The organism is Halopseudomonas sp. MFKK-1, from assembly GCF_027474385.1.
Classification (GTDB): domain Bacteria; phylum Pseudomonadota; class Gammaproteobacteria; order Pseudomonadales; family Pseudomonadaceae; genus Halopseudomonas; species Halopseudomonas aestusnigri.
Genome location: NZ_CP114836.1, coordinates 768,326 through 794,086, shown reverse-complemented (window position 1 = coordinate 794,086; position 25,761 = coordinate 768,326). Strand labels below are relative to the sequence as shown.

28 protein-coding genes, 1 tRNA gene and 1 pseudogene are annotated in these 25,761 nt (G+C 61.8%); 15 read left to right on the top strand and 15 right to left on the bottom strand.

Annotated elements, in window-relative coordinates:
• Nucleotides 1–3: 3 nt before the first annotated feature.
• Together O5O48_RS03555 and O5O48_RS03550 are read right to left on the bottom strand one after the other, a co-directional pair.
• Nucleotides 4–450: a YaiI/YqxD family protein gene (locus tag O5O48_RS03555; RefSeq protein WP_088276194.1), complete on the bottom strand. Its 447-nt coding sequence runs from the start codon at nt 448–450 to the stop codon at nt 4–6.
• Nucleotides 451–463: 13 nt separating this feature from the next.
• Nucleotides 464–2,377: an ATP-binding cassette domain-containing protein gene (locus tag O5O48_RS03550; RefSeq protein WP_269688170.1), complete on the bottom strand. Its 1,914-nt coding sequence runs from the start codon at nt 2,375–2,377 to the stop codon at nt 464–466.
• Nucleotides 2,378–2,418: 41 nt separating this feature from the next.
• Between O5O48_RS03550 and O5O48_RS03545 the strand changes: the two genes are divergently transcribed.
• On the top strand, nt 2,419–2,898 hold the full coding sequence (locus O5O48_RS03545) for a TIGR02444 family protein (protein ID WP_228245737.1): 480 nt from the start codon (nt 2,419–2,421) through the stop codon (nt 2,896–2,898).
• Here the strand turns inward: O5O48_RS03545 and O5O48_RS03540 are convergent.
• From O5O48_RS03540 to O5O48_RS03515, 6 genes are all read right to left on the bottom strand, one after another.
• A complete protein-coding gene (locus O5O48_RS03540; RefSeq protein ID WP_228245738.1) occupies nt 2,882–3,400 on the bottom strand; it encodes a hypothetical protein in 519 nt (172 codons plus the stop codon). The genes O5O48_RS03545 and O5O48_RS03540 overlap by 17 nt on opposite strands.
• Nucleotides 3,401–3,429: 29 nt before the next feature.
• The gene (gene rsd / locus O5O48_RS03535; protein ID WP_228245739.1) at nt 3,430–3,903 is read right to left on the bottom strand and encodes a sigma D regulator; all 474 of its coding nucleotides are present in this window, start codon (nt 3,901–3,903) and stop codon (nt 3,430–3,432) included.
• A 125-nt stretch (nt 3,904–4,028) separates the two neighbouring features.
• Nucleotides 4,029–4,538, bottom strand: a complete 510-nt coding sequence (locus tag O5O48_RS03530; RefSeq protein ID WP_269688169.1) for a disulfide bond formation protein B — start codon at nt 4,536–4,538, stop codon at nt 4,029–4,031.
• 136 nt (nt 4,539–4,674) lie between these two features.
• A complete protein-coding gene (gene secB / locus O5O48_RS03525) occupies nt 4,675–5,163 on the bottom strand; it encodes a protein-export chaperone SecB (RefSeq protein WP_228245741.1) in 489 nt (162 codons plus the stop codon).
• 50 nt (nt 5,164–5,213) lie between these two features.
• The gene (gene grxC, locus O5O48_RS03520) at nt 5,214–5,471 is read right to left on the bottom strand and encodes a glutaredoxin 3 (protein ID WP_228245742.1); all 258 of its coding nucleotides are present in this window, start codon (nt 5,469–5,471) and stop codon (nt 5,214–5,216) included.
• A gap of 1 nt (nt 5,472) precedes the next feature.
• A complete protein-coding gene (locus O5O48_RS03515) occupies nt 5,473–5,895 on the bottom strand; it encodes a rhodanese-like domain-containing protein (RefSeq protein WP_228245743.1) in 423 nt (140 codons plus the stop codon).
• A gap of 159 nt (nt 5,896–6,054) precedes the next feature.
• Between O5O48_RS03515 and gpmI the strand changes: the two genes are divergently transcribed.
• Genes gpmI through O5O48_RS03495 form a run of 4 tightly spaced genes read left to right on the top strand, consistent with a single transcriptional unit; the run spans nt 6,055 to nt 11,086 of the window.
• Entirely contained in the window at nt 6,055–7,593 is a 1,539-nt protein-coding gene (gpmI, locus tag O5O48_RS03510; protein ID WP_269688168.1) for a 2,3-bisphosphoglycerate-independent phosphoglycerate mutase, read from the top strand.
• A 6-nt stretch (nt 7,594–7,599) separates the two neighbouring features.
• A complete protein-coding gene (locus tag O5O48_RS03505; protein ID WP_088276182.1) occupies nt 7,600–8,784 on the top strand; it encodes a murein hydrolase activator EnvC family protein in 1,185 nt (394 codons plus the stop codon).
• A gap of 55 nt (nt 8,785–8,839) precedes the next feature.
• Nucleotides 8,840–10,132, top strand: a complete 1,293-nt coding sequence (locus O5O48_RS03500) for a S41 family peptidase (protein ID WP_269688167.1) — start codon at nt 8,840–8,842, stop codon at nt 10,130–10,132.
• 3 nt (nt 10,133–10,135) lie between these two features.
• The gene (locus O5O48_RS03495) at nt 10,136–11,086 is read left to right on the top strand and encodes a divergent polysaccharide deacetylase family protein (RefSeq protein WP_269688166.1); all 951 of its coding nucleotides are present in this window, start codon (nt 10,136–10,138) and stop codon (nt 11,084–11,086) included.
• Nucleotides 11,087–11,530: 444 nt separating this feature from the next.
• Here the strand turns inward: O5O48_RS03495 and hisF are convergent, their stop codons facing one another.
• From hisF to hisB, 4 genes are all read right to left on the bottom strand, one after another.
• Nucleotides 11,531–12,304 carry an imidazole glycerol phosphate synthase subunit HisF gene (hisF, locus tag O5O48_RS03490; protein WP_088276179.1) on the bottom strand — a complete coding sequence of 258 codons (774 nt, stop codon included), beginning with the start codon at nt 12,302–12,304 and terminating at the stop codon, nt 11,531–11,533.
• Between the two features lie 81 nt (nt 12,305–12,385).
• Complete coding sequence (gene hisA / locus O5O48_RS03485; RefSeq protein WP_269688165.1) at nt 12,386–13,135, bottom strand: 1-(5-phosphoribosyl)-5-[(5-phosphoribosylamino)methylideneamino]imidazole-4-carboxamide isomerase; 750 nt, start codon at nt 13,133–13,135, stop codon at nt 12,386–12,388.
• A 95-nt stretch (nt 13,136–13,230) separates the two neighbouring features.
• Nucleotides 13,231–13,875 (bottom strand): imidazole glycerol phosphate synthase subunit HisH, encoded by a 645-nt coding sequence (gene hisH, locus O5O48_RS03480; protein WP_088276176.1) that lies wholly within the window; start codon nt 13,873–13,875, stop codon nt 13,231–13,233.
• Between the two features lie 3 nt (nt 13,876–13,878).
• Nucleotides 13,879–14,472 (bottom strand): imidazoleglycerol-phosphate dehydratase HisB, encoded by a 594-nt coding sequence (hisB, locus tag O5O48_RS03475; RefSeq protein WP_269688164.1) that lies wholly within the window; start codon nt 14,470–14,472, stop codon nt 13,879–13,881.
• 225 nt (nt 14,473–14,697) lie between these two features.
• Here hisB and O5O48_RS03470 point away from each other — a divergent pair, with 225 nt between their 5' ends.
• The 7 genes and pseudogenes from O5O48_RS03470 (at nt 14,698) to O5O48_RS03445 (ending at nt 21,299) form a co-directional block, all read left to right on the top strand.
• Nucleotides 14,698–15,738 carry an NAD(P)/FAD-dependent oxidoreductase gene (locus O5O48_RS03470; protein ID WP_269688667.1) on the top strand — a complete coding sequence of 347 codons (1,041 nt, stop codon included), beginning with the start codon at nt 14,698–14,700 and terminating at the stop codon, nt 15,736–15,738.
• A 45-nt stretch (nt 15,739–15,783) separates the two neighbouring features.
• Complete coding sequence (locus tag O5O48_RS03465) at nt 15,784–17,955, top strand: AsmA family protein (protein WP_269688163.1); 2,172 nt, start codon at nt 15,784–15,786, stop codon at nt 17,953–17,955.
• A complete protein-coding gene (gene mutY / locus O5O48_RS03460) occupies nt 17,952–19,010 on the top strand; it encodes an A/G-specific adenine glycosylase (protein ID WP_269688162.1) in 1,059 nt (352 codons plus the stop codon). The genes O5O48_RS03465 and mutY overlap by 4 nt, the downstream gene beginning before the upstream one ends.
• A gap of 13 nt (nt 19,011–19,023) precedes the next feature.
• Nucleotides 19,024–19,296 carry an oxidative damage protection protein gene (locus O5O48_RS03455; protein ID WP_088276171.1) on the top strand — a complete coding sequence of 91 codons (273 nt, stop codon included), beginning with the start codon at nt 19,024–19,026 and terminating at the stop codon, nt 19,294–19,296.
• A gap of 87 nt (nt 19,297–19,383) precedes the next feature.
• Nucleotides 19,384–19,459 (top strand) — tRNA-Phe (locus O5O48_RS03450).
• Nucleotides 19,460–19,556: 97 nt separating this feature from the next.
• Nucleotides 19,557–19,694, top strand: a pseudogene (locus O5O48_RS17745) (DUF6538 domain-containing protein); the annotation flags it as partial.
• Between the two features lie 51 nt (nt 19,695–19,745).
• Nucleotides 19,746–21,299, top strand: coding sequence for a site-specific integrase (locus O5O48_RS03445; protein ID WP_269688161.1), 1,554 nt, complete (start codon nt 19,746–19,748; stop codon nt 21,297–21,299).
• Between the two features lie 88 nt (nt 21,300–21,387).
• Here O5O48_RS03445 and rnhA read toward each other — a convergent pair whose 3' ends face one another.
• The gene (gene rnhA / locus O5O48_RS03440; protein ID WP_269688160.1) at nt 21,388–21,870 is read right to left on the bottom strand and encodes a ribonuclease HI; all 483 of its coding nucleotides are present in this window, start codon (nt 21,868–21,870) and stop codon (nt 21,388–21,390) included.
• A gap of 596 nt (nt 21,871–22,466) precedes the next feature.
• Here rnhA and O5O48_RS03435 point away from each other — a divergent pair.
• The gene (locus O5O48_RS03435) at nt 22,467–22,718 is read left to right on the top strand and encodes a hypothetical protein (RefSeq protein WP_269688159.1); all 252 of its coding nucleotides are present in this window, start codon (nt 22,467–22,469) and stop codon (nt 22,716–22,718) included.
• 195 nt (nt 22,719–22,913) lie between these two features.
• On the opposite strand, the gene O5O48_RS03430 is transcribed toward O5O48_RS03435, so the two are convergent.
• A complete protein-coding gene (locus O5O48_RS03430) occupies nt 22,914–23,270 on the bottom strand; it encodes a KilA-N domain-containing protein (RefSeq protein WP_269688158.1) in 357 nt (118 codons plus the stop codon).
• Between the two features lie 67 nt (nt 23,271–23,337).
• Nucleotides 23,338–23,967 (bottom strand): recombinase family protein, encoded by a 630-nt coding sequence (locus O5O48_RS03425; RefSeq protein WP_269688157.1) that lies wholly within the window; start codon nt 23,965–23,967, stop codon nt 23,338–23,340.
• Between the two features lie 427 nt (nt 23,968–24,394).
• On the opposite strand from O5O48_RS03425, the gene O5O48_RS03420 reads away from it, so the two are divergent.
• Both O5O48_RS03420 and O5O48_RS03415 read left to right on the top strand, forming a co-directional pair.
• A complete protein-coding gene (locus O5O48_RS03420) occupies nt 24,395–24,769 on the top strand; it encodes a helix-turn-helix domain-containing protein (RefSeq protein ID WP_269688156.1) in 375 nt (124 codons plus the stop codon).
• Nucleotides 24,770–24,874: 105 nt separating this feature from the next.
• Nucleotides 24,875–25,363: an ImmA/IrrE family metallo-endopeptidase gene (locus O5O48_RS03415; RefSeq protein ID WP_269688155.1), complete on the top strand. Its 489-nt coding sequence runs from the start codon at nt 24,875–24,877 to the stop codon at nt 25,361–25,363.
• Nucleotides 25,364–25,761 lie beyond the last annotated feature (398 nt).

The window sequence follows — 25,761 nt, the reverse complement described above, 5'->3', positions numbered from 1 at the left end:
GTCTCAGAGTCTCGCGATCAGGCGGTCCAGGGCATTGGCGAAGGCCTGCTTGTCCTTGTCACTGTAGGGGGCCGGGCCGCTGCGGCCGGCCAGTCCGGCACCGCGCAGCTCGTCCATCAGGTTGCGCACTGCCAGGCGCTCGCCGATGCTGCCCTTGTCGTAGATCTGGCCCCGGGGGTTGATGGCGGTGACGCCGCGGTCGACCAGGCCGGCAGCCAGTGGGATGTCGGCTGTGACCACCAGGTCGCCGGGTCGTGAGTGCTCGATGATGTAATGGTCGGCAGCGTCGGCGCCGGCGGCTACTGTTACCTGGCGTATGCCGGGGCCCGGCGGCAGTTGCTGGGCGCTGTTGGCCACCAGTACCAGTTCGATCTGCTTGCGTCGGGCGGCCTTGACGGTAACGTCACGTACTGGCCTGGGGCAGGCGTCGGCGTCGATCCAGAGGGTCATGCGGGCTCCTCGCTCAGCTGTTGCCGAGTTCCTGTTGCAGGGCTTCGAGCTCTTCCTGAGCCATCAGCCAGTCTTCTTCCAGTTGGGCGATCTGCTGGCGATACTCGGCCTGGCGGTTCAGCAGCTCCTTCAGCCTGTCTCTGCTGGCAGCCTCGTACAGGCTGCTGTCGGCCAGCGCGTTCTCCACCTCGGCGTTCAGGTCGCTGACCTTGTTCAGTTCCTTCTCCAGCTTTTCTGCGGCCTTTTTCAGTGGCGCCAGCAGTTGTCGCTGTTCGGCCGCGGCGCGGCGCTGGGCCTTGGCGTCTACCTTGGGCGCACCTGAGCTGGCTTCCGGGGCCGCCGCCGCGGCCTGTTGCTGGCGGAACTGCGCCAGCCAGCGGGTGTAGCTGTCGAGGTCTTCTTCATAGCTGCGCACACGCCCATCGGCGACCAGCCAGAGCTCGTCGGTAGTCTCGCGGATCAGGGCGCGGTCGTGGGAGACCAGCAGCATGGCCCCTTCAAAGGCCTGCAGGGCGACGGTCAGCGCGTGACGCATTTCCATGTCGAGGTGGTTGGTTGGCTCGTCCAGCAGCAGCAGGTTGGGGCGTTGCCAGGCAATCAGCGCCAGTGCCAGACGGGCCTTCTCGCCGCCGGAAAAATTCAGCACCGGCTCTTCGATGCGGTCGCCCTTGAAGTCAAAGCCGCCAAGGAAGTTGCGCAGTACCTGCTCGCGCTCATCCGGTGCCAGGCGTGCCAGATGCAGTAGCGGGCTGGCTTGCGGGTCGAGGCTGTCGAGCTGGTGCTGGGCAAAGTAGCCGATGGCCAGATGTTCGCCGGTTTTCAGTTCGCCGCCAAGCAGCGGCAAGCTGCCGGCCAGTGATTTGATCAGGGTAGACTTGCCGGCGCCGTTGGGCCCCAGCAGGCCGATACGCGCGCCCGGTGCGAGCTGCAGTTTGACCTGCTCGAGAATCGCCGTTCCATCGTAGCCAAGGGTGCCCTGATGCAGGTCCAGCAGCGGGGTTGACTGGTTACTGGCCTCGCGGAAGCTGAACGAGAAGGGCGAGTCGATGTGCGCCGGACTCAGTTCTTCCATCCGCTCAAGCGCCTTCAGGCGGCTTTGTGCCTGCTTGGCCTTGCTGGCCTTGGCTCGAAAGCGGGCAATGTAGCTCTGCATGTGCTCGCGCTCGGCCTGCTGCTTCTCGAAGGCTGACTGCTGCTGTGCCAGGCGCTCTGCCCGGGTGCGCTCGAACTGGCTGAAACCGCCGCGGTACAGGTGCAGTGTACGGTTTTCAAAGTGCACGATGTGCTCAACTACCGCATCCAGGAAGTCGCGGTCGTGGGAGATCAGCAGCAGGGTGCCGGGGTAGTTGCGCAGCCAGTCTTCCAGCCAGAGGATGGCGTCCAGATCCAGGTGGTTGGTCGGTTCGTCGAGCAGCAGCAGGTCGGACGGGCACATCAGCGCCTGCGCCAGGTTCAGGCGCATCCGCCAGCCGCCGGAGAAGTCGCCGACGCGGCGGCTGCATTGTTCGGTCGTGAACCCCAGGCCGGCCAGCAGGGTACGCGCGCGGCTGTCGGCGCTGAAGCCACCGTGGCTTTCCAGTTCGGCGTATAGTGCGCCGAGTTGCTCGGCCTGCTCCAGGCGCTCGGCCTCGGCCAGTCGCCGCTGGATATCGCGCAGGCGCTGGTCGCCGTCGAGCACATAGTCGACCGCGTTGCGGTCCAGCGCGCTGACTTCCTGCTGCATGTGGGCGATACGCCAGTCGGCCGGTACGCTGCAGCTGCCGGCGTCGGGTTCGATCTGGCCGCGCAACAGGGCGAACAGACTGGATTTGCCGGCACCATTGGTCCCCAGCAGGCCGACTTTCTGGCCGGCATGCAGGGTGAGGTTGGCGTGTTCAAGCAGTCGCAGGGGGCCGCGCTGCAGGGTAAGGGAGTCGATGCTTATCATGGGGCGGGAGTATATCAGCGCCGCAAGGCGGGAGAAGCACAATGAGTAAGACAACCATCGGCTTGCCGCAATGGGCGCAGTGGCTGTATGCCAGGCCGGGTGCAGCGCCTCTGCTGCTGGCGTTGCAGGACGAATGCGACGAAGACGTGCTGCTTCTGTTGCTGACTATCTGGCTCTGGCTGCAGCGGCGCGCACTCCCGGCGCCGCAATGGCAGGCGCTGCATCTGCAGCAGGCAGCCTGGCGGGATGCGGTTATTCTGCCGGCGCGTGAGGCTCGTCGCGGTCTCGCCGGCGACCCCCAGTCTCAGGCGCTGTATCAGATAGCCAAGCAGGCGGAGGTCGAGGCGGAACTGAGTCAGTTGGCGCGCCTGGCTGTCTGGCTTGAGCGCAGCGAGTTGACCGCAGCCGGGCTGCAGCAGTGCCTTGCGGCGGGCTGCATTGGGCAGATGGACGGGCGTCGCGCCGAGCTGGTAGAGCAGCTGGCGCTATGCCTGGAGCGTCAGCTCAGTTCGCTTCAGTAGCGGGCTGAGCTGCAGACTTGGCTGCCGAGGGTTTGCGCCTGGTCGGCGCGCGGCGGTTGCGCGGTTTGGCGGCCGGTTTGGGTGCGTCGCGCTTGTCGAGGGCCTGGGTCACCTGGGCGTCGATGCGGTCCAGCCCCTTGGCCAGGCGCAGGGTCTGACGCACATCGGCTTCCAGCTGGGCGATATAGCGCTCGGCGTTGTTGCGCGATTGCTCAAGCGTTTCCAGCGCCGCGCGCAGGTCGGCAATCTTGCGGCGCGTCTTGCTTGCCGGCTTGTTCGGATCCTCGGCGGTGCGCTCGGCCAGCCTGGCTTCGCTCTGTTTGAGTTTGTCCTCAAGCTTTTCCTGCTGGCGCTGGAGCTTCTCCAGGGCCTTGCCCGCATCCTTGATCGCTTTCTCGCAGGCCTCGGTGAGGTGTTCGTTGAGGGTGCGTGTCAGGGTCTTCAGCAGATGCAGAGGTGAGGCAACCCTGTCGGCGGTTTTTGGCTTGTCTGTGCTGGTCACGAGCAGCTGTTCCTTGGTCTGCGGATTGCTCAGACGGCGCCGAGCAGATCCTTGTGAGCGGTATGCAGTACTTCGATCAGACAGTCTTCAAGCTCGAAACGTTCATGCAACAGGCCGCCCAGCTGTTCCAGCTGCTGTTGCATCTGCGTCTCGTCGATGATGCTGGCTGCCTGACCATAGCGATCATTGAAGGCAACGGCTTCGAGGGTAATGGCTTCGATGCGCGGGTAGACCTGATGAGCCAGCTCAATGCCGCGCTGGTCGTCGAAATCCTGTGCTTCACGCAGCAGCTGTTCGTAGATTTCGAAATGACCGGCGGAAACGTAGTCGACCAGCACGTCACAGAAGGCCGACAGTGCCGTGTCGGCGGAGTCGGGCACCGGCGTGCGTTTGCGCAGCTGGGTGTAGTCCAGGATCAGCTGGTTGCGTTCGGCGAGCCAGCGGTCGATCAACTGGTGAACACCGCCCCAGCGCTCCTGGGAGGTTCTGCAGGTTTCCAGCATCTTCCACCTCTTTTCGGCAGTGTCGGTCTGGCCGACTTAGTGGGTGTGAATGAATCCCGGGCTGGCATCAGAATAGGCCAGTCGGTATCGCCGCATCAAGGCTTCTGATGCCGGTTCTGCAGCAATCAGTCGACCTTGCGCAGGATCTGCATTACACCGAAGACAGAGAAGCAGATGAACGCGATCAGGGTGCCTTCGGCGATGCTCAGGCCGAGAAAGGTCCAGGTCACTTCTGCGCACTGGGCGGTGCCGCTGAAGACTTGGCTCAGCACATCCCAGAAGGGCAGGGTTTCGAGCATGTAGTCCAGCGGCAGAATGCATGATGGCACCTGATCTGGTGGCAAGTGCTGCAGCCAGACCTGGCGGCCGGCAGTGCCTGCCCCAAAAAGGCTGGCCAGCGTCAGCAGAACGCCGTAGGTTCGTGCGCCGGTGCGCTTGCCGTTCCTCGGGCCGGGGTTATGCAGCACTGCGGCAAGGCAGATCAGACCGACGATGATGAGCGCAATGCGCTGGATGATGCACAGCGGGCAGGGCTCCAGGCCAACCACGTGCTCCAGATAAAGAGCGGCTGCCATCAGCAGGGCGGACACAATCAGGGCAAGCAGGTAGAGAGGGCGAGATGCCGGCAGGGTCATGCGAGATTCCGTCTTCGTTCGGGGGGGGGCGGACGCCTACCTTAGATCATGCGCCTTGGCGCGCACAAGATCCGGTGGTTGCCGGTATTGATGCGAGGTGCTTGCCGGGCTTTGCGGCCCGGCAAGCAGCGGCTGATCAGGCAGTGCCTGCGGCCTCGGCGGCACGACGCTGTTCGGATTGGGCGAACAGGGCGTCGAAGTTGACCGGGGACAGCATCAGGGGAGGGAAGCTGCCACGCAGTACCAGGTTGTCGATGGTTTCACGGGCGTAGGGGAACAGGATGTTCGGGCAGAACGCGCCGAGGGTGTGACGCATGGCCGCTTCATCCAGGCCGTCAATGGCAAAGATGCCGGCCTGTTGTACTTCAGCGATGAAGCAGACTTCGTTCTCGCCAGTGGTGACGGTGGCATTGACGGTCAGAACCACTTCATAGATACCCGGCTGCAGCTCGGTGTTGCGGGTATTGAGGTCCAGATTGACGTGAGGATTCCACTGGCTCTGGAAAACGGCCGGCGACTTCGGCGACTCGAAGGAAAGGTCCTTGACGTAGATGCGCTGCAGGCTGAACTGCGGCTGACCTGCCTGTGCGCCGTTGGCGGCTTGATTGTTCTGTTCTTCGGCCATCGTGAAAAATCCTTGAAGTGATGGTTGTGTTTTCGGGTTGAAAGCGCTGCTTACCCTGCCAGCAGCGCATCCAGTTGTCCAGAGCGCTGCGCGGCGACCAGGTCATCACAGCCGCCGACATGGGTGTTGCCGATCCAGATCTGCGGAACCGACGTGCGCCCGCCAGCCAGGCGGGTCATCTCGGCGCGTACGGCGGGCTGACCATCGACACAGATCTCGCGGAACTGCACGCCCTTGCTGGCCAGCAGCTGCTTGGCGCGCATGCAGAAAGGGCAATAATTGCTGCTGTAGATGACGACGTCTGCCATGTTATTTGACCAATGGAAGGTTGTCGGCGCGCCAGCCCGAGATACCGCCTGCCAGGCGGGCGACGTTCTCGTGTCCGGCAGCTTTGAGCTGCTTGGCGCAGCTGCCTGCGTGCTGACCTGCGGCACAGACCAGCAGCAACGGCTTGCCCTTGTGCTTGTCCAGTTCGCCCATGCGTTTTTCGAGCGCGTCGTAGGGAATGTTGATGGAGTCGACGATGTGGCCGGCGCTGAAGTCCTTCTTCGAGCGCAGGTCAATCACGACGGCCTGCTCCCGGTTGATCAGGGTGGTGGCCTGGCTGGCAGTCAGGGCCTTGCCTGACTTGCGGCCTTCGGTGAACAGCAGCAGGGCAAGCACGACAAGAAAGGCGGTGGTCAGCAGATAGTGATTGCCGATGAATTCGATCAGATGTTGAAGAAACTGCATTGAACTGGCTTCCGGGACGCTGAAAGCTCGCGAGTATACACCAAGGTTGGCGGGAACCGAGCATGACAGGCCGCCGCCCGACCAGTAAACTGGGGGCCTTGTTGGCGGCCGACAGGCACGCAGTACTTTTTCCCGATCTTTTCAACGCGAGTTTTTGCCATGACAGCAGCGCCCAAACCTGTGGTTTTGATGATTCTGGACGGCTTCGGTTACAGTGAATCTCCCGACTCCAACGCCATCATGGCAGCCAGGACGCCGGTCTGGGACAAGCTCTGGGCCAGCGCGCCGCACACGCTGGTATCCGGCTCGGGCATGGATGTTGGCCTGCCGGACGGCCAGATGGGCAACTCGGAGGTTGGCCACATGAACCTGGGTGCGGGCCGCGTCGTCTATCAGGACTTCACCCGGGTGACCAAGTCGATTCAGGACGGCGACTTCTTCGACAATCAGGTGATCTGCGCAGCGGTCGACAAAGCCGTGGCTGCCGGTCGCGCCGTCCACGTCATGGGGCTGCTGTCGCCGGGCGGCGTGCACAGCCATGAAGAGCAGTTGGCGGCGATGGTCGAGCTGGCGGCCCGCCGTGGTGCCGAGCACATTTATCTGCACGCCTTCCTCGATGGTCGGGATACGCCGCCGAAGAGCGCCGAGCCCTCGCTGCAGATGATGGAAGATACCTATGCCCGCCTCGGCAAGGGTCGCACCGTCAGCCTGATCGGCCGCTATTACGCGATGGATCGTGACAATCGCTGGGAGCGGGTCGAGGCTGCATACAATCTGATCACCGAGGGTCGCGGCGAGTTCGGCGCGCAGACCGCAGCCGATGGTCTGGCTGCCGCCTACGAGCGCGGCGAGAGTGACGAATTCGTCAAGGCCACCACTATCGGTGCGCCGGTCAGGGTCGAGGATGGTGACGCTGTCATCTTCATGAATTTCCGCGCCGACCGCGCCCGCGAACTGAGCCGTGCCTTCGTTGAGCCGGGTTTCAGCGGCTTTGCCCGCCAGCGCGAGCTGAAGCTGGCCGGCTACGTGATGCTGACCCAGTACGCCGCCGACATTCCGGCGCCCTGCGCCTACCCGCCGGCAACACTGGAAAACGTGCTGGGTGAATACCTGGCCAAGCAGGGCAAGACCCAGCTGCGTATCGCCGAAACCGAAAAGTACGCCCACGTGACCTTCTTCTTCTCCGGCGGCCGTGAAGAACCGTTCGAGGGCGAAGAGCGGATCCTGATCCCGTCCCCGCAGGTGGCGACCTACGACCTGCAGCCGCAGATGAGTGCGCCGGAAGTGACCGATCGCATTGTCGAGGCCATCGAGCAGCAGCGCTACGACGTGATCATCGTCAACTACGCCAACGGCGACATGGTTGGCCACACCGGTGTCTTCGACGCGGCAGTCGCTGCAGTCGAATGTCTCGACAGCTGCATTGACCGTATCAGCACCGCATTGGCCAAGGTCGGTGGCGAGGCGCTGATCACCGCCGACCACGGCAACGTCGAACAGATGTCCGACGAGCACACCGGGCAGGCGCACACGGCGCACACCTGCGAGCCGGTGCCCTTCGTCTATGTCGGTCCACGTCAGGTCGAGCTGCGTGACGGCGGCATCCTGTCCGACGTTGCACCAACCCTGCTGACCCTGCTCGGCCTGCCGCAACCGGCCGAGATGACGGGCCGCAGCATCATCACCAGCGTGAAGTAAGCGCCGATGCCCAGTGCTCAGCAGGGACGCTGGCGTCGGCCGCTGATGGCCATGCTGCTGGCTGCGATATGTGGTTGGGTTGCACCGCTGGCCGCAGATCAGCCGTCAGATTCGCGTGCTGCCCGTGCCGAGCTGGAGAAGGCCCAGGCGGACATCGAGCGGCTGAAGGACATGTTGCAGGGCCTGCGGCAGGAGGTCTCCGGCATGGAGGCCGAGCTGAAGGAAAGCGAGACGGACATTGGTCGCCTGCAGCGCGAACGACGCGAGCTTGAGCAGCAGATTCGCGATGGCGAGAGCCGTCTGATCGACCTGCGAGAGCAGACCCGCACCCTGCAGGCTTCGCTCAAGGCCCAGCAGGAGCAGATCGCCCGTCAGGTGCGCGCCGCCTATATGGCCGGTCAGCAGAGCTATTTGAAGTTGCTGCTGAATCAGGATGACCCGGGCCGTATGGCGCGGATGCTGCGCTATTACGACTATGTCGGCCAGGCGCGGGTCGGGGAAATCACCCGTTTCAACGACACCATCGCCGAGTTGCAGCAGGCCAGTGCACAGATAGTCACCCAGCAGACGAGCCTGCAGCAGCAGCGCGAAGGGCTGGCCGAACGTACTGCCGCGCTTGAAACCCAGCAGCGCAAGCGCAGCCAGTTGCTGGCGTCACTGCAAGGTCAGCAGCGCAGTCAGGCCGAACAGCTGCGCGCCCGTGAAGCCGAGCGCGCCGAGCTGACACGCTTGATCAAGCGTCTCGAGGAAGCCGTAGTCAGCATCCCGGTGCCGGCAGGTAACCTGCCCTTCGCCCAGGCACGTGGCAAGATGCCGTTGCCGGTCAGGGGGCAGGTGGCGGCGCGTTTCGGCAGTCAGCGCGGTGCCGATTCCCGATTGAAGTGGGATGGGCTGGTAATCAATGCGCCGAGCGGAACCCCGGTCAATGCCATTCACGGAGGCCGGGTGGTGTTTGCCGATTGGTTGCGTGGCTCTGGGCTGCTGCTGATTCTCGATCACGGCGGTGGCTATCTGACCCTGTATGGCCACAACCAGACCTTGCTGAAGGAAGTGGGAGCCTGGGTGCAGCCCGGTGAGCCCATTGCCACCGTCGGCAGCAGTGGCGGGTTGAGCGAGCCGTCACTGTATTTTGCCATTCGTCACCGTGGTCAGGCGCTGGATCCGCTGGGCTGGTGTATGCTGTCCGGGTGACAGCGCCCGCTGCAGATCACGGGTGGTTGTTGAATATTCCGGACTGGAGAGTTACATGATCGCAGCGCGTCGTCTGTTGGTGGCCGGGTTTGCCCTGGCCTTTGGCCTGTCACAGGTTCAGGCTCAGGAGTCGGCTTCCCAGCCCGCTGCCGCACCGCTGCCGCTGAACGAGCTGCGCACCTTCGCTGAGGTGTTCGAACGCATTCGCGGCTCCTATGTCGAGCCGGTGGACGACGCCACCCTGCTGGAAAACGCCATTCGCGGGATGCTCGAGGGGCTTGATCCGCACTCCGCCTACCTTACCCCGGAAGATTACACCGGCCTGCAAGACTCCACCGAAGGTCAGTTCGGCGGTTTGGGCATTGAAGTGGGGCAGGAAGACGGCTTCCTCAAGGTCGTATCTCCGATTGACGACACCCCAGCCGCCGAGGCGGGTATCGAGGCCGGGGACCTGATCATCAAGATCGACGATCAGCCGGTAAAGGGCATGAGTCTGATGGACGCGGTCGACAGCATGCGCGGCGAGCCGGGTTCCGAGGTTCGGCTGACCCTGGTGCGTGGCGAAGGACGTCCGTTTGAGGTGACCCTCACGCGCGCCATCATCAAGGTCAAGAGCGTCAAGACCGAGGAGCTTGAGCCGGGCTATGCCTATTTGCGCGTTACCCAGTTTCAGATCAACACCGGTGACGAGGTGCGGGCGGCGATCAATCGCCTCAATGCCAACGGTCAGCTCAAGGGGCTGGTGCTCGATCTGCGCAACAACCCCGGCGGCGTTTTGCAGGCGGCGGTCGAGGTGGTCGACAGCTTTGTCGATAGCGGCCTGATCGTCTACACCAAGGGCCGCCTGAGTAACGCCGAGATGCGTTTCAATGCGACCAGTGCCAATCCCTCCGGCAGCGTGCCGCTGGTGGTGCTGATCAACGGTGGCTCGGCCTCGGCTTCCGAGATCGTTGCCGGTGCCCTGCAGGATCTGGGGCGCGGTGTGATCATGGGTACCGACAGTTTTGGCAAGGGCTCTGTGCAGACCGTATTGCCGCTGAACAATGACCGGGCACTCAAGCTGACTACCGCGCTTTACTACACGCCGAGCGGACGCTCGATTCAGGCCCAGGGCATCGTGCCGGATATCCGTGTCGAGCGCGGACATCTGACAGTCGACGAGGGTGAGGTCGGCTTCCGTGAGGCCGATCTGGCTGGCCACATCAATAACGCCAGTGGCAACGAGCGGCCCACGGGCAGCGAGCCCAAGCCGGAGCGCAGCCTGCTCGACGACGACTATCAACTGACCCAGGCGCTGAGCCTGCTCAAGGGGCTGAACATCGCCACACGTGCGCGCGCCGCAGACTGATAAATGAGCTGGACCTTTCTGTCGCGCGTTGGCGTGTTGCCTGCGCTTGTGCTGGGTTTTGCGCTGTTGCTGGGCGCCTGCTCGGACGAGGAATCGCCGGAAAAACCTGCGCCCGTCCCGGTGACAGCAACGGCACCATCAACCGAGTCGTCTGACCTGCCCGTGGTCGAGGCGGACGCTGCTGTTGGTCCCGTCGTCCCGGGTGATGCGCCGCCGGCCTCAGCGGACGAGGTGCCCTCGGTGGTTGTCGAGCCCGAACCGGTTCCGCCGGCGCCGCCCATCGAACCGCCCTTGATGCCGCAGTTGGCGATCATCATTGATGACGTGGGCCAGAGCCTGCCAGGTGGTCGCCAGTTGGTGGCTTTGCCCGGTCCGGTTGCACTGGCCATCCTGCCGTTTCTTCCCCACTCACAGCTGCTGGCCACCGAAGCCGCGGCAGCCGGCAAGCCGGTGATGCTGCATCTGCCGATGGAAAACATGGCCGGCCTGTCGATTGGCCCCGGCGGGTTGACCACGGCCATGCCGGAAGCCGAGTTTCGCTCCCGTTTGCAACTCGCCCTGAATGCCTTCAGTCCGATTCAGGGTGTCAACAACCACATGGGCAGTCGTCTGACTGCGGATCGTCAGCGCATGGACTGGCTGATGCAGGTGCTCGCCGAGCGGCAGCTGTTCTTTGTCGACAGTCGCACCACCGCTCAGACTCAGGCTGTTTTTGCCGCCAAGGCTGCACAGGTGCCGAGCGTGTCACGCGACGTGTTCCTCGATAACCAGCGGACCGAGGCGGAGATTGATTACGAGTTCGCTCTGGCTGTCGCGAAGGCGCGCAAGGACGGCGCGGCGGTACTGATCGGTCATCCGTATCCTGAGACCGTGCGCTATCTGGAGCGGCGGTTGCCGCAACTGGAGGGAGAGGGTGTGCGGTTGGTGAGTGTGCAGGCGTTGTTGGAGCGTTAGCTGCTTGATCGTTGATCGCTCCCATGCTCCGCGTGGGAGCGCCCGTCAGGGCGTGCATCTCTGGTGCGTTCAGTTTTGCATGGCATTGCCGGCTGCGGTGTCGCCTGACCGATGGCTTTTCGCCTTTTACGGCGAGCCAAGGGGGGCCGCTTGCCCAGCCCCCCTTAGCGATCCCCCGGGGCACCCGGCTACGCGGCCCTTCGGGTTCGCTGCGTTGCTCGGCCTGGCGGGGGACGGCAGAACTCGTCGCTGCGCTCCTCAGACATGCTGCCGTCCTGTTTCCCGCCAGCCCTGCGCTACTCGCCCGCGTAAACGGGACTGGAGTCCGTGCGCGCTCCGCCGTCGCTGATCGTTCCAATGCTCTGCGTCTCACCGCCGCTTATCGGTATGGGTAACGTCCGTGCGGTCAGTATCCCAGGCAGAGCGTGGAAGCCGTCAGTGATATCAGAGACGCATCTCGATGCCGCGCTCGGCCATATAGGCCTTGGCTTCGGCAATGCTGTATTCGCCGAAGTGGAAAATGCTCGCCGCCAGCACCGCATCGGCGCCGCCATGCAGTACGCCGTCGGCCAGGTGCTGCAGGTTGCCGACGCCGCCGGAAGCGATCACCGGGATGTGCAGGGCGTCGCTGATGGCGCGGGTGACGCCCAGATCGTAGCCGCTCTTCACGCCGTCCTGATCCATGCTGGTCAGCAGAATCTCGCCTGCGCCCAGCTGTTCCATCTTCTTCGACCACTCAACCGCGTCCAGACCGGTTGGCTTGCGCCCGCCGTGGGTGAAGATCTCCCAGCGGCCGGGCTCGTTCGGGCCGGACACGCGCTTGGCGTCGATCGCCACAACGATGCACTGCGAACCGAAGCGATCCGCCGCTTCGCCGACGAACTCCGGGTTGAACACCGCTGCGGTGTTGATGGATACCTTGTCCGCGCCGGCGTTGAGCAGGTTGCGAATATCCTGCACGGTGCGCACGCCGCCACCGACGGTCAGTGGAATGAACACCTGGCTGGCCATGCGTTCGACCGTGTGCAGCGTGGTGTCGCGCTCCTGATGGCTGGCGGTGATATCGAGGAAGGTGATTTCGTCCGCGCCCTGCTCGTTGTAACGACGAGCGATTTCCACCGGATCACCGGCGTCGCGGATGTTCTCGAACTTGACGCCCTTGACCACGCGACCGTTATCGACGTCGAGGCAGGGGATGATGCGTTTGGCCAGGGGCATGGGCTTTCTCCGAAAGCAGCTGCAAGCGACAAGCTTCAAGCTGCAAGCAAAATCAGTAAACCGGCGCGGACAGCTTGCCGCTTATGGCTTGTGGCTTGCCGCTGCGTTGTCACACAGCGCCTGCGCTTCAGCTACATCCAGCGTGCCTTCATAGATTGCACGGCCGGTGATGGCGCCGATGATGCCGGGGGCGCGGGTGTCGAGCAGGGTCTGGATGTCGCCGATGTGGTGAATGCCGCCGGAGGCAATCACCGGGATCGAGGTGGCGTTGGCCAGCGCGGCGGTCGCTTCAACGTTGCAGCCCTGCATCATGCCGTCTTTGGCGATGTCGGTGTAGACGATGGCACTGACGCCGTCGGCTTCAAAGCGCTTGGCCAGGTCAACCACCTGAATGCTGCTGACTTCGGCCCAGCCGTCGGTGGCAACGAAGCCGTCTTTGGCGTCCAGACCCACGATCACCTTGCCCGGGAACGCGCGGCAGGCTTCGCCGACGAACTCCGGCTCTTTGACCGCCTTGGTGCCGATGATGACGTAGCTGACGCCCGCCTTGACGTATTCCTCGATGGTTTCCAGCGAGCGGATACCGCCGCCGATCTGGATCGGCAGGTTCGGGTAGCGGCGCGCGATCGCGGTGACCGCATCGCCGTTGACCGGCTTGCCCTCGAAGGCGCCGTTCAGGTCAACCAGATGCAGGCGGCGGCAGCCGGCTTCAACCCATTTGGCGGCCATGGCGACCGGGTCGTCGGAGAACACGGTGGCGTCTTCCATCAGGCCCTGACGCAGGCGCACGCAGGCACCGTCTTTCAGGTCGATAGCGGGGATGATCAGCATGTCTTTTTCCTTTGGAAAAAGAGCTTCAAGCTTCAAGCTTCAAGCTTCAAGCGGTCTGGCTTGTGGCTTGCAGCTTGTGGCTTGTCGCTCGATGTTTACCAGCGCCCATCCCAGGCGAGAAAGTTGCTCAACAGCTGCAGGCCGTTGGTGTGGCTTTTCTCGGGGTGGAATTGGGTGGCGAATACGTTGTCCTGGGCCAGTGCGGCGGCGAAGTCGACACCGTAGTGGCAGCGCCCGGCCAGCTGGCCGCTCTTGTCCGGCGCAGCGTAATAGCTGTGCACAAAGTAGAAGCGGGCATCCTGCTCAATGCGGTGCCAGAGCGGGTGGTCGATGGCCTGCTTGACCTGATTCCAGCCCATGTGCGGGACCTTCAGGCGGGTGCCGTCGGCTTCATGCAGCTCATTGCCAAAGAAGCGCACCTTGCCCGGGAACAGACCGAGGCAGTCAACACCGCCATTCTCTTCGCTGTGCTCCAGCAGCATCTGCATGCCGACGCAGATGCCGAGCAGGGGCTTTTCCCTGGCGGCCTGACGGACCACGCCGTCGAGTTCGAGCTGGCGCAGTTCGCTGACGCAGTCGCGAATGGCACCAACGCCCGGCAACAGCACGCGGTCGGCGGCGAGGATGATTTGCGGATCACTGGTCACGTCGACCTGGCGGGCGCCTGCATGTTCAAGCGCCTTGGCAACCGAGTGCAGGTTGCCCATGCCATAGTCGATGACGGCTACATGGCTGCTCATGGCTTACAGGCAACCCTTGGTCGACGGGGTGATGCCGGCCATGCGTGGATCTTCTTCAATCGCCATGCGCAGCGCGCGGCCGAAGGCCTTGAACACGGTCTCGATCTGGTGGTGAGTATTCACACCACGCAGGTTGTCGATGTGCAGGGTGACCTGGGCGTGGTTGACGAAGCCCTGGAAGAATTCCATGAACAGATCCACGTCAAAGCCGCCGACGCTGGCGCGGGTAAAGGGCACGTGCATCTGCAGGCCGGGGCGGCCGGAGAAGTCGATCACCACGCGCGACAGCGCCTCGTCCAGCGGCACATAGGCATGGCCGTAGCGGCGGATGCCTTTCTTGTCGCCGATGGCCCTGGCAAAAGCCTGGCCGAGGGTGATGCCGACGTCTTCGACGGTGTGGTGGTCGTCGATGTGCAGGTCGCCGCGGGCCTTGATGGTCATGTCGATCAGGCCGTGACGGGCAATCTGGTCGAGCATGTGCTCAAGGAAGGGAACCCCGATGTCGAAATCGGCCTGGCCAGTGCCATCGAGATTGATGGCGACCTGGATCTGGGTTTCCAGCGTGTCGCGCGCGACGCTGGCCTTACGCTCAGCCATGGGTGTCTCCGCTGATGGATGCATTCAAAGGCGTGCATTATACGTGCCTGCCAGCCAGAAGGGCTACCGGTGACTGATGGGGTCTGCCAATCGGCTTGATAGGAAGGGCTGTTGCCGGACCATGGCTGACGGCACAATGGCAGCGAAACAGGAGGAGAGCTGCGCGTGGATGTGGATCTGGTGGTCATCGGAGCAGGGGTTGTCGGGCTGGCTGTCGCACAGCGCATGGCGCGCGGCGGCCGCAGCGTGCTGGTGCTGGAGCAGGAAAGCAGCATTGGTCAGCATTGCTCCAGCCGCAACAGCGAGGTGATTCACGCGGGTATCTACTATGCGCCGGGCTCGCTCAAGGCGCAGCTTTGCCGGCATGGGCGCGACCTGTTGTATGACTGGTGCCGCGCCCATGCGGTGCCGCATCACGTCATCGGCAAGCTGCTGGTGGCGGTCACCGAAGACGAGATTCCCGCACTTGAACGGTTGCAGGCCAACGCCGCGGCCAATGGCGTCGAGCTGCTCTGGCAGAGTGCCGACGATGTCGCCGCACGTGAACCGCAGGTGCGGGCGGTGGCCGGACTGTTCTCTCCGCTCACCGGGATTGTCGACAGTCATGCGCTGATGCAGTCGTTCGAGGCGGCGCTGCAGGTCGCCGGCGGCGAGCTGTACTGCAACACCCGGGTCGCCGGGCTGGAGTCGATCAGCGGAGGGCTGCGCGTGACCGGCACCAGCGCGGGCGAGCCCTTCGTTGTCAGCGCTCGACAGGTGGTCAACGCCGGCGGGCTGTTCGCGCAGCAGGTGCAGGCTGCCGCCGGTGCGGGTGAGATCCCGCCGTTGCAGCTGTGTCAGGGGCGCTATTTCAATTACAGCGGTCGCTCGCCCTTTTCCCACCTGGTCTACCCCATGCCGGAAGCCAATGCGGCAGGGCTCGGCGTGCATGCGACGCTGGATCTTGGTGGACAGCTGCGCTTTGGCCCGGATGTGCGCTATATCGATCAACTGGATTATCAGGTCGACGAGGGTTTGCGCGATGTCTTTGCCGGCGCGATTCGCCGCTACTGGCCCGATTGCGATGCCCGGCGGCTGCAGCCGGCTTACGCCGGCGTGCGGCCCAAGCTGTCCGGCCCGGGGGAACCGGCCCGGGATTTCGTCATCCAAGACCACACGACTCACGGTATTGTCGGGCTGGTCAGCCTGCTGGGGATCGAGTCCCCGGGCTTGACTGCCTGTTTGGCGCTGGCCGAACAGGTCGCGATCAGGCTGGATGCCGTGTAGGCTGCATGCAGGCGGCGCGGAGGCCGCAAACGACAAGGAGCAAGTATGAAATCCTTTGCCAAGGTATTGGGGATGGTGCTGGCAGGCATCGTCATTCTGGTGATCGGCGCGCTGTTCTTCCTGACCCGGATGTTTGACCCCAATGACTACAAGGACGACATTCGTCAGGCCGCGCGTGAGCAGGCCAATGTCGAGCTGACGCTGGATGGTGATATCGGCTGGTCGCTGTTTCCCTGGCTTGGTATCGAACTCAAGAACGTGGGTGTGGCGCCGGTGGCAACGCCCGATCAGCCGCTGGCCTCCGTTGGCAGCCTTGGCCTGGGCGTGAAGGTACTGCCGCTGCTGCGCAAGCAGCTGCGCATGAGTGACGTGATTCTCGACGATATCCAGCTGCAACTGGTGCGTAACGACAAGGGTGTTGGCAACTGGGAAAGCGTCGGCCCGCAAGCCAAGCCCGAAACGGCAGGTGCGGGAGGCGACGGTGCAGCCGGCGAAGAGTCGGCGGACAGTGGCCGCAGCTTCGATATCACCGTCGAAAGCGTGCGGGTGACCAACGCCAGCGTGCGCTACGAAGACCGCCAGAGCGGCCGCATCCTGAGTCTGGATGAGGCCAACTTCATGACTGGCGCACTGATTCCCGACGAGCCCTTCGATGTGTCTTTTCAGGGACTGCTGACGACTGATCAACCGGCCATGCGGGTGCGTGTGGATCTGTCCTCGGTGGCGACCCTGCAGCCTGAGAGTCAGCGCTATCAGCTCAGCGCTGTGGACCTGAAGGTCGACGCCAGCGGTGAGCCGTTCGACGGTCGTGCGGTTAATTTCCAGCTTCAGGGCGACGGCATGCTTGACCTTGCCGAGCAGGTTGCCGAGCTGAGCCAGCTGCGGCTGTCGCTGGCGGATATGCGCGCGACTGGCCAGGTGAAGGTGACGGGGCTCAGCACCGAGCCGCAGCTGACCGGTCGGCTTGACGTCGCTGCCTTCGATGCCCGTGACCTGCTGCGTGACATCGGCCAGCAATTGCCGGAGATGGCAGACCCCGGTGCGCTCTCGAGTGTGGCGCTGTCGGCCAACCTCAAGGGCGGTGCGAGCAGCATCATGTTCAACGACCTGCAGTTGGCGCTGGACGGCTTTGCGCTAAACGGCTCGCTGGGCGTCGCTGACTTCGAGCGTCAGGCGCTGCGCTTTGACCTGAGTGGCGACAACCTCAATCTGGATAACTACCTGCCGCCGCGCGAGGCGGGTGAGAGCACTGGTGCTGCTGCCGGCTCCGGTGGCAGCCGCTCACAGTCGGCGCCGGAGGAGTGGAGCGATGAAGCGCTGCTGCCACTGGATGTGCTGGCGAGCCTAGACGTGGACGGCAAGCTGGCGCTGCAGCAAGTCACCCTGACCGGACAAAATATCAAGCCGTTCAGTGTGGCAGTAAAGGCGCGTGACGGTCTGGTACGGCTGACGCAGCTCGATGGCGGCATCTTCGGTGGCACCTTCGCGGCCAGTGGCAGTATCGACACCCGCAAGACGCCGGTCAGCAATGCGCTGAAAGCGCAGCTCAAGGGGATTGATTCGGCGGCCGCGCAGCAGGCTTATGATGTGCCGCAGCAGGTTCGCGGCCTGATGGATCTGAATCTGGATGTCACCGCTGGCGGCAACAGCCTGCGTCGCTGGATGAACAGCCTGAACGGCTCGGCCAACTTCAAGGTAGATGATGGCGCGCTGCTCGGCGTGAATCTGGAGCAGCAGGTTTGTCGCGCTATTGCACTGGCCAATCGTAAGTCCTTGAGCGCCGAGCACGGCAGTGAAGACACGCCGTTCGAGCAACTGAGCGGCAGCTTCACCATTCGAAATGGCGTGGTCAGCAACCGTGATCTGGTGGCTGACCTGCCGGGGCTGGCCGGCAAGGGGCAGGGCGAGATCAATCTGCCGGATCAGCGGATTGATTATCGGCTCGGCTTGCTGCTGGAAGGTGATCGCAGCGAGATGCCGGACGAGGCCTGCCAGGTTAATGAGCGCTATGCCGATATCGAGTGGCCGATCCGTTGCAATGGCTATCTGCATAACGCCGGCAGCAGCTGTGGTGTGGATACCGAGGGTGTGGGCAAGATCGCCGCCAAACTGGTGGGTAACGAAGTGCAGCGCAAACTGGAAGAGCGCATTGACGATTCTCTCGGCGACAAGGCACCGGAACTGCGTGACGCCATCAAAGGGCTGTTTTCACGGTGATACCTGAGGTTTTTGCCCAGCGCGTGCTGGACTGGTATGACGAGCATGGGCGGCACGACCTGCCCTGGCAGCAGGATATGACCCCCTATCGGGTCTGGGTGTCTGAGATCATGCTGCAGCAGACGCAGGTGGCCACGGTCATTCCCTACTATCTGCGTTTCATGCAGGAACTGCCGAGCGTTGAGGCGCTGGCGGCGGCTGACGAGGATCAGGTGCTGCACCTGTGGACCGGGCTGGGTTATTACAGCCGAGCGCGCAATCTGCACAAGGCTGCCAGGCTGGTTGTCAGTCAGCTCGGCGGCGAGTTTCCGCGCAGTGTCGAGGGGCTGTGCGCGCTGCCGGGCATTGGTCGTTCCACTGCGGGCGCGGTGGCATCGCTCAGCATGGGCATTCGTGCACCGATCCTGGATGGCAACGTCAAGCGGGTGCTGACCCGCTTCGAGGCGGTCGACGGCTGGCCCGGCGAGAAGGCGGTACATGACCGTTTGTGGCGCATGGCCGAGTCGCTCACGCCCCAAAACAGGGTGGCCCACTACACCCAGGCGATGATGGACCTCGGCGCGACCCTGTGTACCCGCAGCAATCCATCCTGTCTGCTCTGCCCGCTGCGCGATGGCTGCAAGGCGCGCGCGCTGGGCGAACCGAAGCGCTTTCCGGCATCGAGGCCGCGCAAGGTGTTGCCGGTGCGCAGCTGCGTGATGCCGCTGCTGATGAACGAGGAGGGCGCCGTCTGGTTGCAGCGCCGGCCGTCCAGCGGCCTCTGGGGCGGGCTCTGGTGTCCGCCGGAACTGGATGCCGAAGACGAGCTGGCCGACCTGCTCGGCCGCTTGCAGATGGCTGCGCATGAGCGCGAGGCGCTGGCGCCCCTGCGGCATACCTTCAGCCATTTTCATCTGGACATTCAGCCCCTGCTGCTGCGGGTCTCGGCGCGTCCTGCCGTGGCCGAATCCGGGCAGGTCTGGTATAACCTGCGGCACCCTGAATCGCTGGGTCTGGCGGCTCCCGTGAAGAAGTTGCTGCGCCAGATCGAAGCGCGAGTTCCGTCACTGGCCTGAGAGGAGTTTGTCGATGACACGCATGGTGATGTGCCGCAAGTACAAGAAGGAGCTGCCGGGGCTGGACCGACCACCCTATCCGGGCCCGAAGGGGCAGGCGGTTTTTAACGAAGTGTCGCGCAAGGCTTGGGATGAGTGGCAAAAGCACCAGACCATGCTGATCAACGAGCGCCGTCTGAACATGATGGATCCCGAGGATCGCCGCTTCATCCAGCAGGAAATGGACAAGTTCCTGGCCGGTGAAGAGTACGCGCAGGCCGAGGGTTACGTTCCTCCCAGCGAGTAATTTGCCGGTAAGCAGCTGAAAAAATGGAAAATATTTTCCAGGGTGCTTGACAGGTCGAGGCGCAATCTATTTAATGGCGCCCACGTTGCCCGGGTAGCTCAGTTGGTAGAGCAGGGGATTGAAAATCCCCGTGTCGGCGGTTCGATTCCGTCCCCGGGCACCATACATTTAAGCCCCTGATTCCTAACGGTTTCGGGGGTTTTTTGTATCTGGGCTGCCTTAACCCCTTCCGATTTGCGTACACCGGGAGGGTACACCAGATGGTTTTGGCAATGAGTAGACCGCACAAGGATAGGCGTGGCGTTTACTGGCTACGCCGGAAGGTTCCCGCAGAGCTTCGGCCCATCATTGGGCGTACCGAATACAAACGCTCCCTATCGACCCGTGACCCTGAAGAGGCTGCGCGGCGTTTCCCTGCTGCATACCAAGAGTCCGTTGAGCGGTTCGCCTTGGCTCGTGCGCAGCTTGCAGGCAACAGCCTCCTCAATGCTGCAGACGTGGAGCAGCTCGCCTCCCGGTGGTTTACCGAAGAACACGCCAAGATGCGCCGCAGCGGTGCCTTCACTGATTACCTGCTGGAGTGCCGTGGTGTGTCCGGCTCCGATGCAGAGGATGGTGAGGGAGTGGCTTCCTACTGGGACAGCATGCACAGCGTCTTCAGTGACCTGACAGAAGCAGCCATTGCTGACGTTGTCCTCCCCTTCGTTGAAGCAGCCCTGTCAGCGCATAGCCTGCCCATGCCCCCTGCAGGTACGCCGCTACGTTCTCAACTGCTGGAAGCCTTCAGGGATAAGCTGTTGCTGCTGTCGGACTGGGCCTATGCTCAGGCTCACGCGCAGGGCAGATACATTGCTGCACCTCCTGTCGCTCCCCGTGAGCCTCTCTCAGTTGAGCAGGCCCGAAAGCAGGAGCGGGACGCTGCAGCCAATCGTCCCATCTCTGAGGTTCTCAAGGCGTGGGCTGAGGCCAAGCGTCTGGACGATGGCGACGACCGCAGCACGGCCAAGACCATCGCTGAGTTTGAGACTGTGATAGGCCGCTTCATTGAGCTGCACGGTGACATGCCAGTGACCAGCATCACCCGGGCGACCTGCCAAGAGTTCCGGGCCTCTCTTGCCAAGATTCCTACCAGTGGCAAGGGCATCCGCTCGCTGACTGTGGCTCAGGCAATCGCAAGGGGGGAAGCTGAAGGGTTACCGCTGCCGGGCATTGCAACCGTGCGCAAGCAGCTCAAGGTGCTCTCAACGGTTCTGCATTTTGCCCGTGAGCGTCTGGGCCTGATTCAGGAAGAGCCAGTGTCTGCCTCTGGCTTGCTGCGTACCCTGGCTAAGTCTGTGAAGAAGTCCGAGACCCGCTCACAGGACGAGAAGGGATACAGCCGCAAGGAGCTGCAGCGCATCTTCAGCAGCCCGCTCTTCCGTGGGCAGTGGTCGCCCCCTCGTGCTGACTATGGGCAGGCTCTGTACTGGTTGCCGTTGCTGATGGCATACACCGGTGCCCGCCGGGAAGAGATGGCGCAGTTGCTGGTGTCTGATGTCTGTTACGACGAAGAGGCCGACTGCTGGTATCTGGACATTCGCCCGGGGGCAGGCAAGACGCTGAAGACCTACAGCAGCTTCCGCAAGGTGCCGTTGCATCCTGACCTGCTGGCGCTGGGATTCATCGACTACCGTAACAGCTTGCCTGCTGATGGGCGTCTGTTCCCGAAGCTGACCCTGCATCCGGTAGACGGTTACGGCCATGCCATAGGCAAGACTTGGAGCGGCTACCTTGATGATGTGGTGGGGTTGGAGACTGCTGCCTCTCCCTCGCATGGCTTCCGGCATTCGTTCAAGACTCTGTGCAGAGACGTTGGTATTGATGAGCGGTTGGCCGACTGGTTGACCGGGCATGCGCCTGCAAACGTCGGTGCAACCTATGGGCATTACCCGATGCGGAGGATGTACGAGGAAGTGAAGAGGCTCCCGAGTCTGGCCCGTATGGCTGGCTTGCTGGACGACTGAAGAAAAACGACAGGGGAGCAGATGGCTGCTTCCCCCGTTGGTCTGGACGTCCCCTGTCCATTGCCTTGGTGTCCCCTTGGCTTGCTGCCTAAGCCGCCTTCCGCTTGCTCCGACGCCTGATGCGCTTGCCTGCTGCGCCCATCGTTGCAAGCGTGTCCGCTCTTTCGTTCTCTGGGTGGCCGGTGTGGCCTCTGACCCAGCGCAGCTCGACGGTGTGCAGCTTTAGCAGCTCTGCCATCTGCTGCCATAGGTCTTGGTTCTTCACCGGCTTTCCGTTGCTGCTCTTCCATCCGTTGCTTTGCCACTTGGGGAGCCATTCCCTGCAGCCTTGCTCCACATAGCGGCTGTCGGTGGTGAGGATGACGGAGGAGGGACGCTTCAACGCAGACAGTCCTTCGATTGCTGCCGTGAGTTCCGCTCTGTTGCTGGTCTGGTTGTCTCCAGACAGCGGCCCGGCTAACTCAAGACGCTGGCCCTGAGCATTGATTAGAACGGCTCCCCAGCCGCCTTGGGCAGAGTTGTTGCCATTGTTGGAGCATGCTCCATCGGTGAAGACCATGATTGCAGTCATTGTTGGTGATTTCCTGTCAGGTGGATTGCTAGGTGACTGGCCTCGTGACCTGACGTGCGCTTTGCTGGCGCTTGGAAAGAGGCTGTCAGGTGTCGAGGCGTTGAAGGCTTGGTGATAGGGGAGGTGAAGAGACAACTACAACGACAAACACTCAGAGGGTGGCTTGGTGGTCTTGAGCGTTGGTCTTTGTGGTCTTGTATATTGCGACGTTAATTCAGGAGTCTTTCCGTCATCGCTAGGTGCGGCTATTGAGGTAGGGTTGTAACGGCTTCAGAGGGCGCTAGGAGTCGCTTTTTGACTCTGGCAATGGTTGTCCTTTGGGTTGGCGTGACGACCTCTTCTACGCGCGTATCTGGGCCTTTGAGAGCGTCCGAGGTGGCAGTCTGAGCGACCGGCTGTGTAGTCTCGGTGCAGCACTGGGAAACGCTACGCTTCCGAGATTACTTGGCGCTCTGCATGTTACTACGTCTGCGTATCTATCTCTTTGAAAGTAAAAGGATTATACGTCTGTTTTCTCCGTATTTGCAGCCTTCCCCGCTGGGCTGTTCTGTTGCATCCTTCTGCACCTCACATCACTAACACAAGGAGCATGAACGATGGCTAGCCCGCATATCTTCGTTGAGCAATCCGAACTCATCGCCGTGTTGATGCCTGAGCTGTACGAGAGCGCAGGTGTTGCAGAGTGGTGGTGTATATCCAAGCCATTGGCAGAAGCATTGGAGAAGGTCGGAGGGCAGATAGTGATAAACGACGGCCTCGGCTGCTGGTGGGCAAGACCCTACAAAGGCTCGCTACTGTCCCCTGAAGCTGCCATCCATCGGTTGGGGCTGACTTCCTTCCTTGCCTGATGATAGGCCAGCCCTGAGTCCATTGCTTGGGGCTGCATTCTCCTCCACTGCTTCCCATTGTCTATAAGGTATCTTCAGGGACTCTGTAGGTTCTCTTATAGATAGTCTTTAGAGTTGTCTTTGCTTTGGTCTTTTCTTTGGACTAGGCAATCTCTTAGAGGTAACTGAGTGCTATGACTGGGGGTAAATCTCCAGTTATATTGGGTGCATGGTCTTATAACTATTGTTGATGGTCTCTTGCGTCTTCGGCAGCGCCATGGCGGCAGACTCTTCCGGCTTGGTGATGGTCAGCTCAGCCTTCTTGTTCAGGATGTCGTCGATGACCATGTCGCAGAAGACGGCGAACTTCACGTCCAGCCAGCGGGCGAAGAAGACGGCCAGCTTGGGGTGACCCCAGGTGCCGACTTGTGGGTGCAGGCCGGAGCCGCGCTTGCGGATTACGATTTCCTTATCCGGGAAAATCCCGGTTAAGGCTTCGGTGTACTCAACAGTGCTGGGCAGGCGTAGGAACTCGTAGACGTCTTTCCCGAACGCCTTAGCGGCCTTGGTCATGTTGAAGTAGCCGTCCTCGCGGAAGTGGAAGACGTTGTTGTTGTATTCGCGGGTGATGATGGTGGTGTCAGCCTGCCTCTGACTCTGCCGCTCTGTTCTTGGCCCTCTGCACTGTAGCTGTGCTTGCGCCTGTCGCTGCTGCAGCCTCCCTGATGCTCATGCCTTTTGCCAGACAGGTCAGGATGCGCTGGTGTAGTTGCTTGTCGATCTGCTTACCCTTGAACGCTCCCTTGGCCTTGGCCTTTTCGATGCCCTGAGCCTGCCTCCTGCGTCTGTCTTCGTAGTCCTTCCGGGCGATGGCTGCGAGCATGTCTAGGAGCATGTTGTTGATTGCTGCCAGCATCCTCCCGGTGAACTCGTCAGCGTTGGTCTGCTGCATAGACTGGTGAGAGGTGGGCAGATCGAGAGCGACAACCAAGACGCCCTTGGCTCTGATGGTCTGCCGCAGTTGCTGCCAGTCATCCTCCGTCAGGCGTGATAGGCGGTCGACCTGCTCAATCAGCAGAACATCGCCGGGGTGTGCATCGTCCAGCAGACGGAACAGCTCAGGACGCTGCAGAGACGCTCCGCTCTGGTTCTCGACGTAGTAGGCGGCAACCTTCTGCCCATGCTGCTCTGCAAAGGCTGTCAGTGCTTCCTTGGCGCGTGTCGCGTCCTGCTCTTGGGTGGATGCTCGGAGGTATGCCCGGACGTACATGCTGACTGCTCCTTGTGTTCGTTAAGGTGTGGTCAGTATTGGTGTGCTCGCATACGTTGTCAATTGGTCCTATACGACTACGAATGGCGGCTGTGTTAGCGTGGTCGCTCAGGTATACCCAAACGAAGCAGCAGAAGAGCGTAGGCCTGTGGCTGGTGAGAGCAGGCTGTGGGCTCGCTTGGTGCGCTCAAGTTTGCGGGAGAGGTTGGCGAAAAAACGTGACCCGTACCCGGTACGGGGGGAACAGGTTTGAAGCCATTATCTATTGAGGCCTCGCAGATTTTCTGCACCAAAAGGGCTTGGTTTGTGCTCTGTCCAGATACCCGCTTGCGCTTTTTCATTTGTTTGGCTACGATCTTCTCTAAATGGAAAATATCATAGCCAAGGAGAAGGTGCCGATGAGTGGGGTTTACGGGATGATGAGCAGATGAGACTTACACCTTTTGGAGAAGCGGCTCGTACGCTTCGGATGAGGTTCGACCTGTCTCTCAAGGCCATGGCGGAAGCGATGACTATTAGCTCCGCACATTTAAGCGGAATTGAGTACGGCGAGAAGCGCCTCTCAGATAAGCATATCGATTCGGCTATTGAATTTTTTGCAAAGTATGCGGACGCAGAGCAGCTCCATAAGTTAAGGATTGCTGCGGAACGCTCCAAAGACGTTGTCAATACGGCTGACCTAGACGCGGAAGCAAGAGGGTTGGTAGCGGCGTTTGCGCGTCGCCTTCAGGAGGGCAGTGCACCTACAGAAGAAATCAAGCGATGGCTTCAAGATCAAGCGCAACCGATGAAGGAGAAATAAGGTTTGGCAACGCTTTACTCGAATGGTCAGCCTCGAACGCCGCAAGGTCTTAAAGTGAGCCCTCAAAGCTACGCGTCGCTTGAGCGCGTAGCGGAGGGTATACGAATGGCCCTGCCGGTGCTTCCAGGTGAGAAGTACAACCTGAACTGCGTTCAGATACTTGAGAAGCTCCTCCCAAGCGCTGGTTACAATCTCAAAATTGCCGAGATAGATCAGTTAGAAGACTGCGCTGCCTTTACTGTCCCCACCGAGAGTCTATTGGTTTTCAGAGAGGACATTTACGACATGCTGCATGCGCAGCACGTTTTCGGGCGCAGTACTGTGGTGCACGAGATGGCTCATATTGTTCTCAATCATGCGGCTACCTTCCATCGAGGGGCAGTGCTTGGGCAGCATAAGTTCTATGAAGATTCGGAATGGCAAGCCAAGGCACTAACTGCTGCGATTATGATGCCCGTCTCGGCATGTAAAGAAGCTGAAACGCCAGAGCGTCTCGCAGAACTGTGTGGTACGAGCGTGGCAAGTGCTTCCTACAGACTGGACAAGCTGAAGCAGCAAGGAGAGATGAAGGGGCAGAGGAGGCTTTTCTACTGAGAAACTAGCTCAGCCAAATAAAAAAGCTCAGAAGTGCGCTAACACCCTGAGCCTTTGGTGAGGTGAACGAGGGTCTACCGAACCACCCGATAACCTACTTATCTGTCTTGGGGAAGACGATAGGGAGTGTAGTCCTTGCGACTGTGTCGGGCAAGCCAAAACCCTTCCGTCTGTCGTAAGGAGGGCCGAATCATGGCTCATTCCGGTATCAAGACAGTGTTCGTGCACGCCTATATGCGGTTCCGTTTCGGCCGCTGGGAAAGCGTTTGCCAACACTGGCGTACACACCCGGGTCAACTTGACCTGTTTTAAGTCCAAAGGTGGCGGCCCTCTGGGCCGTCGCCTGCGGTTTTCGGCTTGGTCTTTCTGCGGACACTAACGCTGCTTTTTCTGGCGCA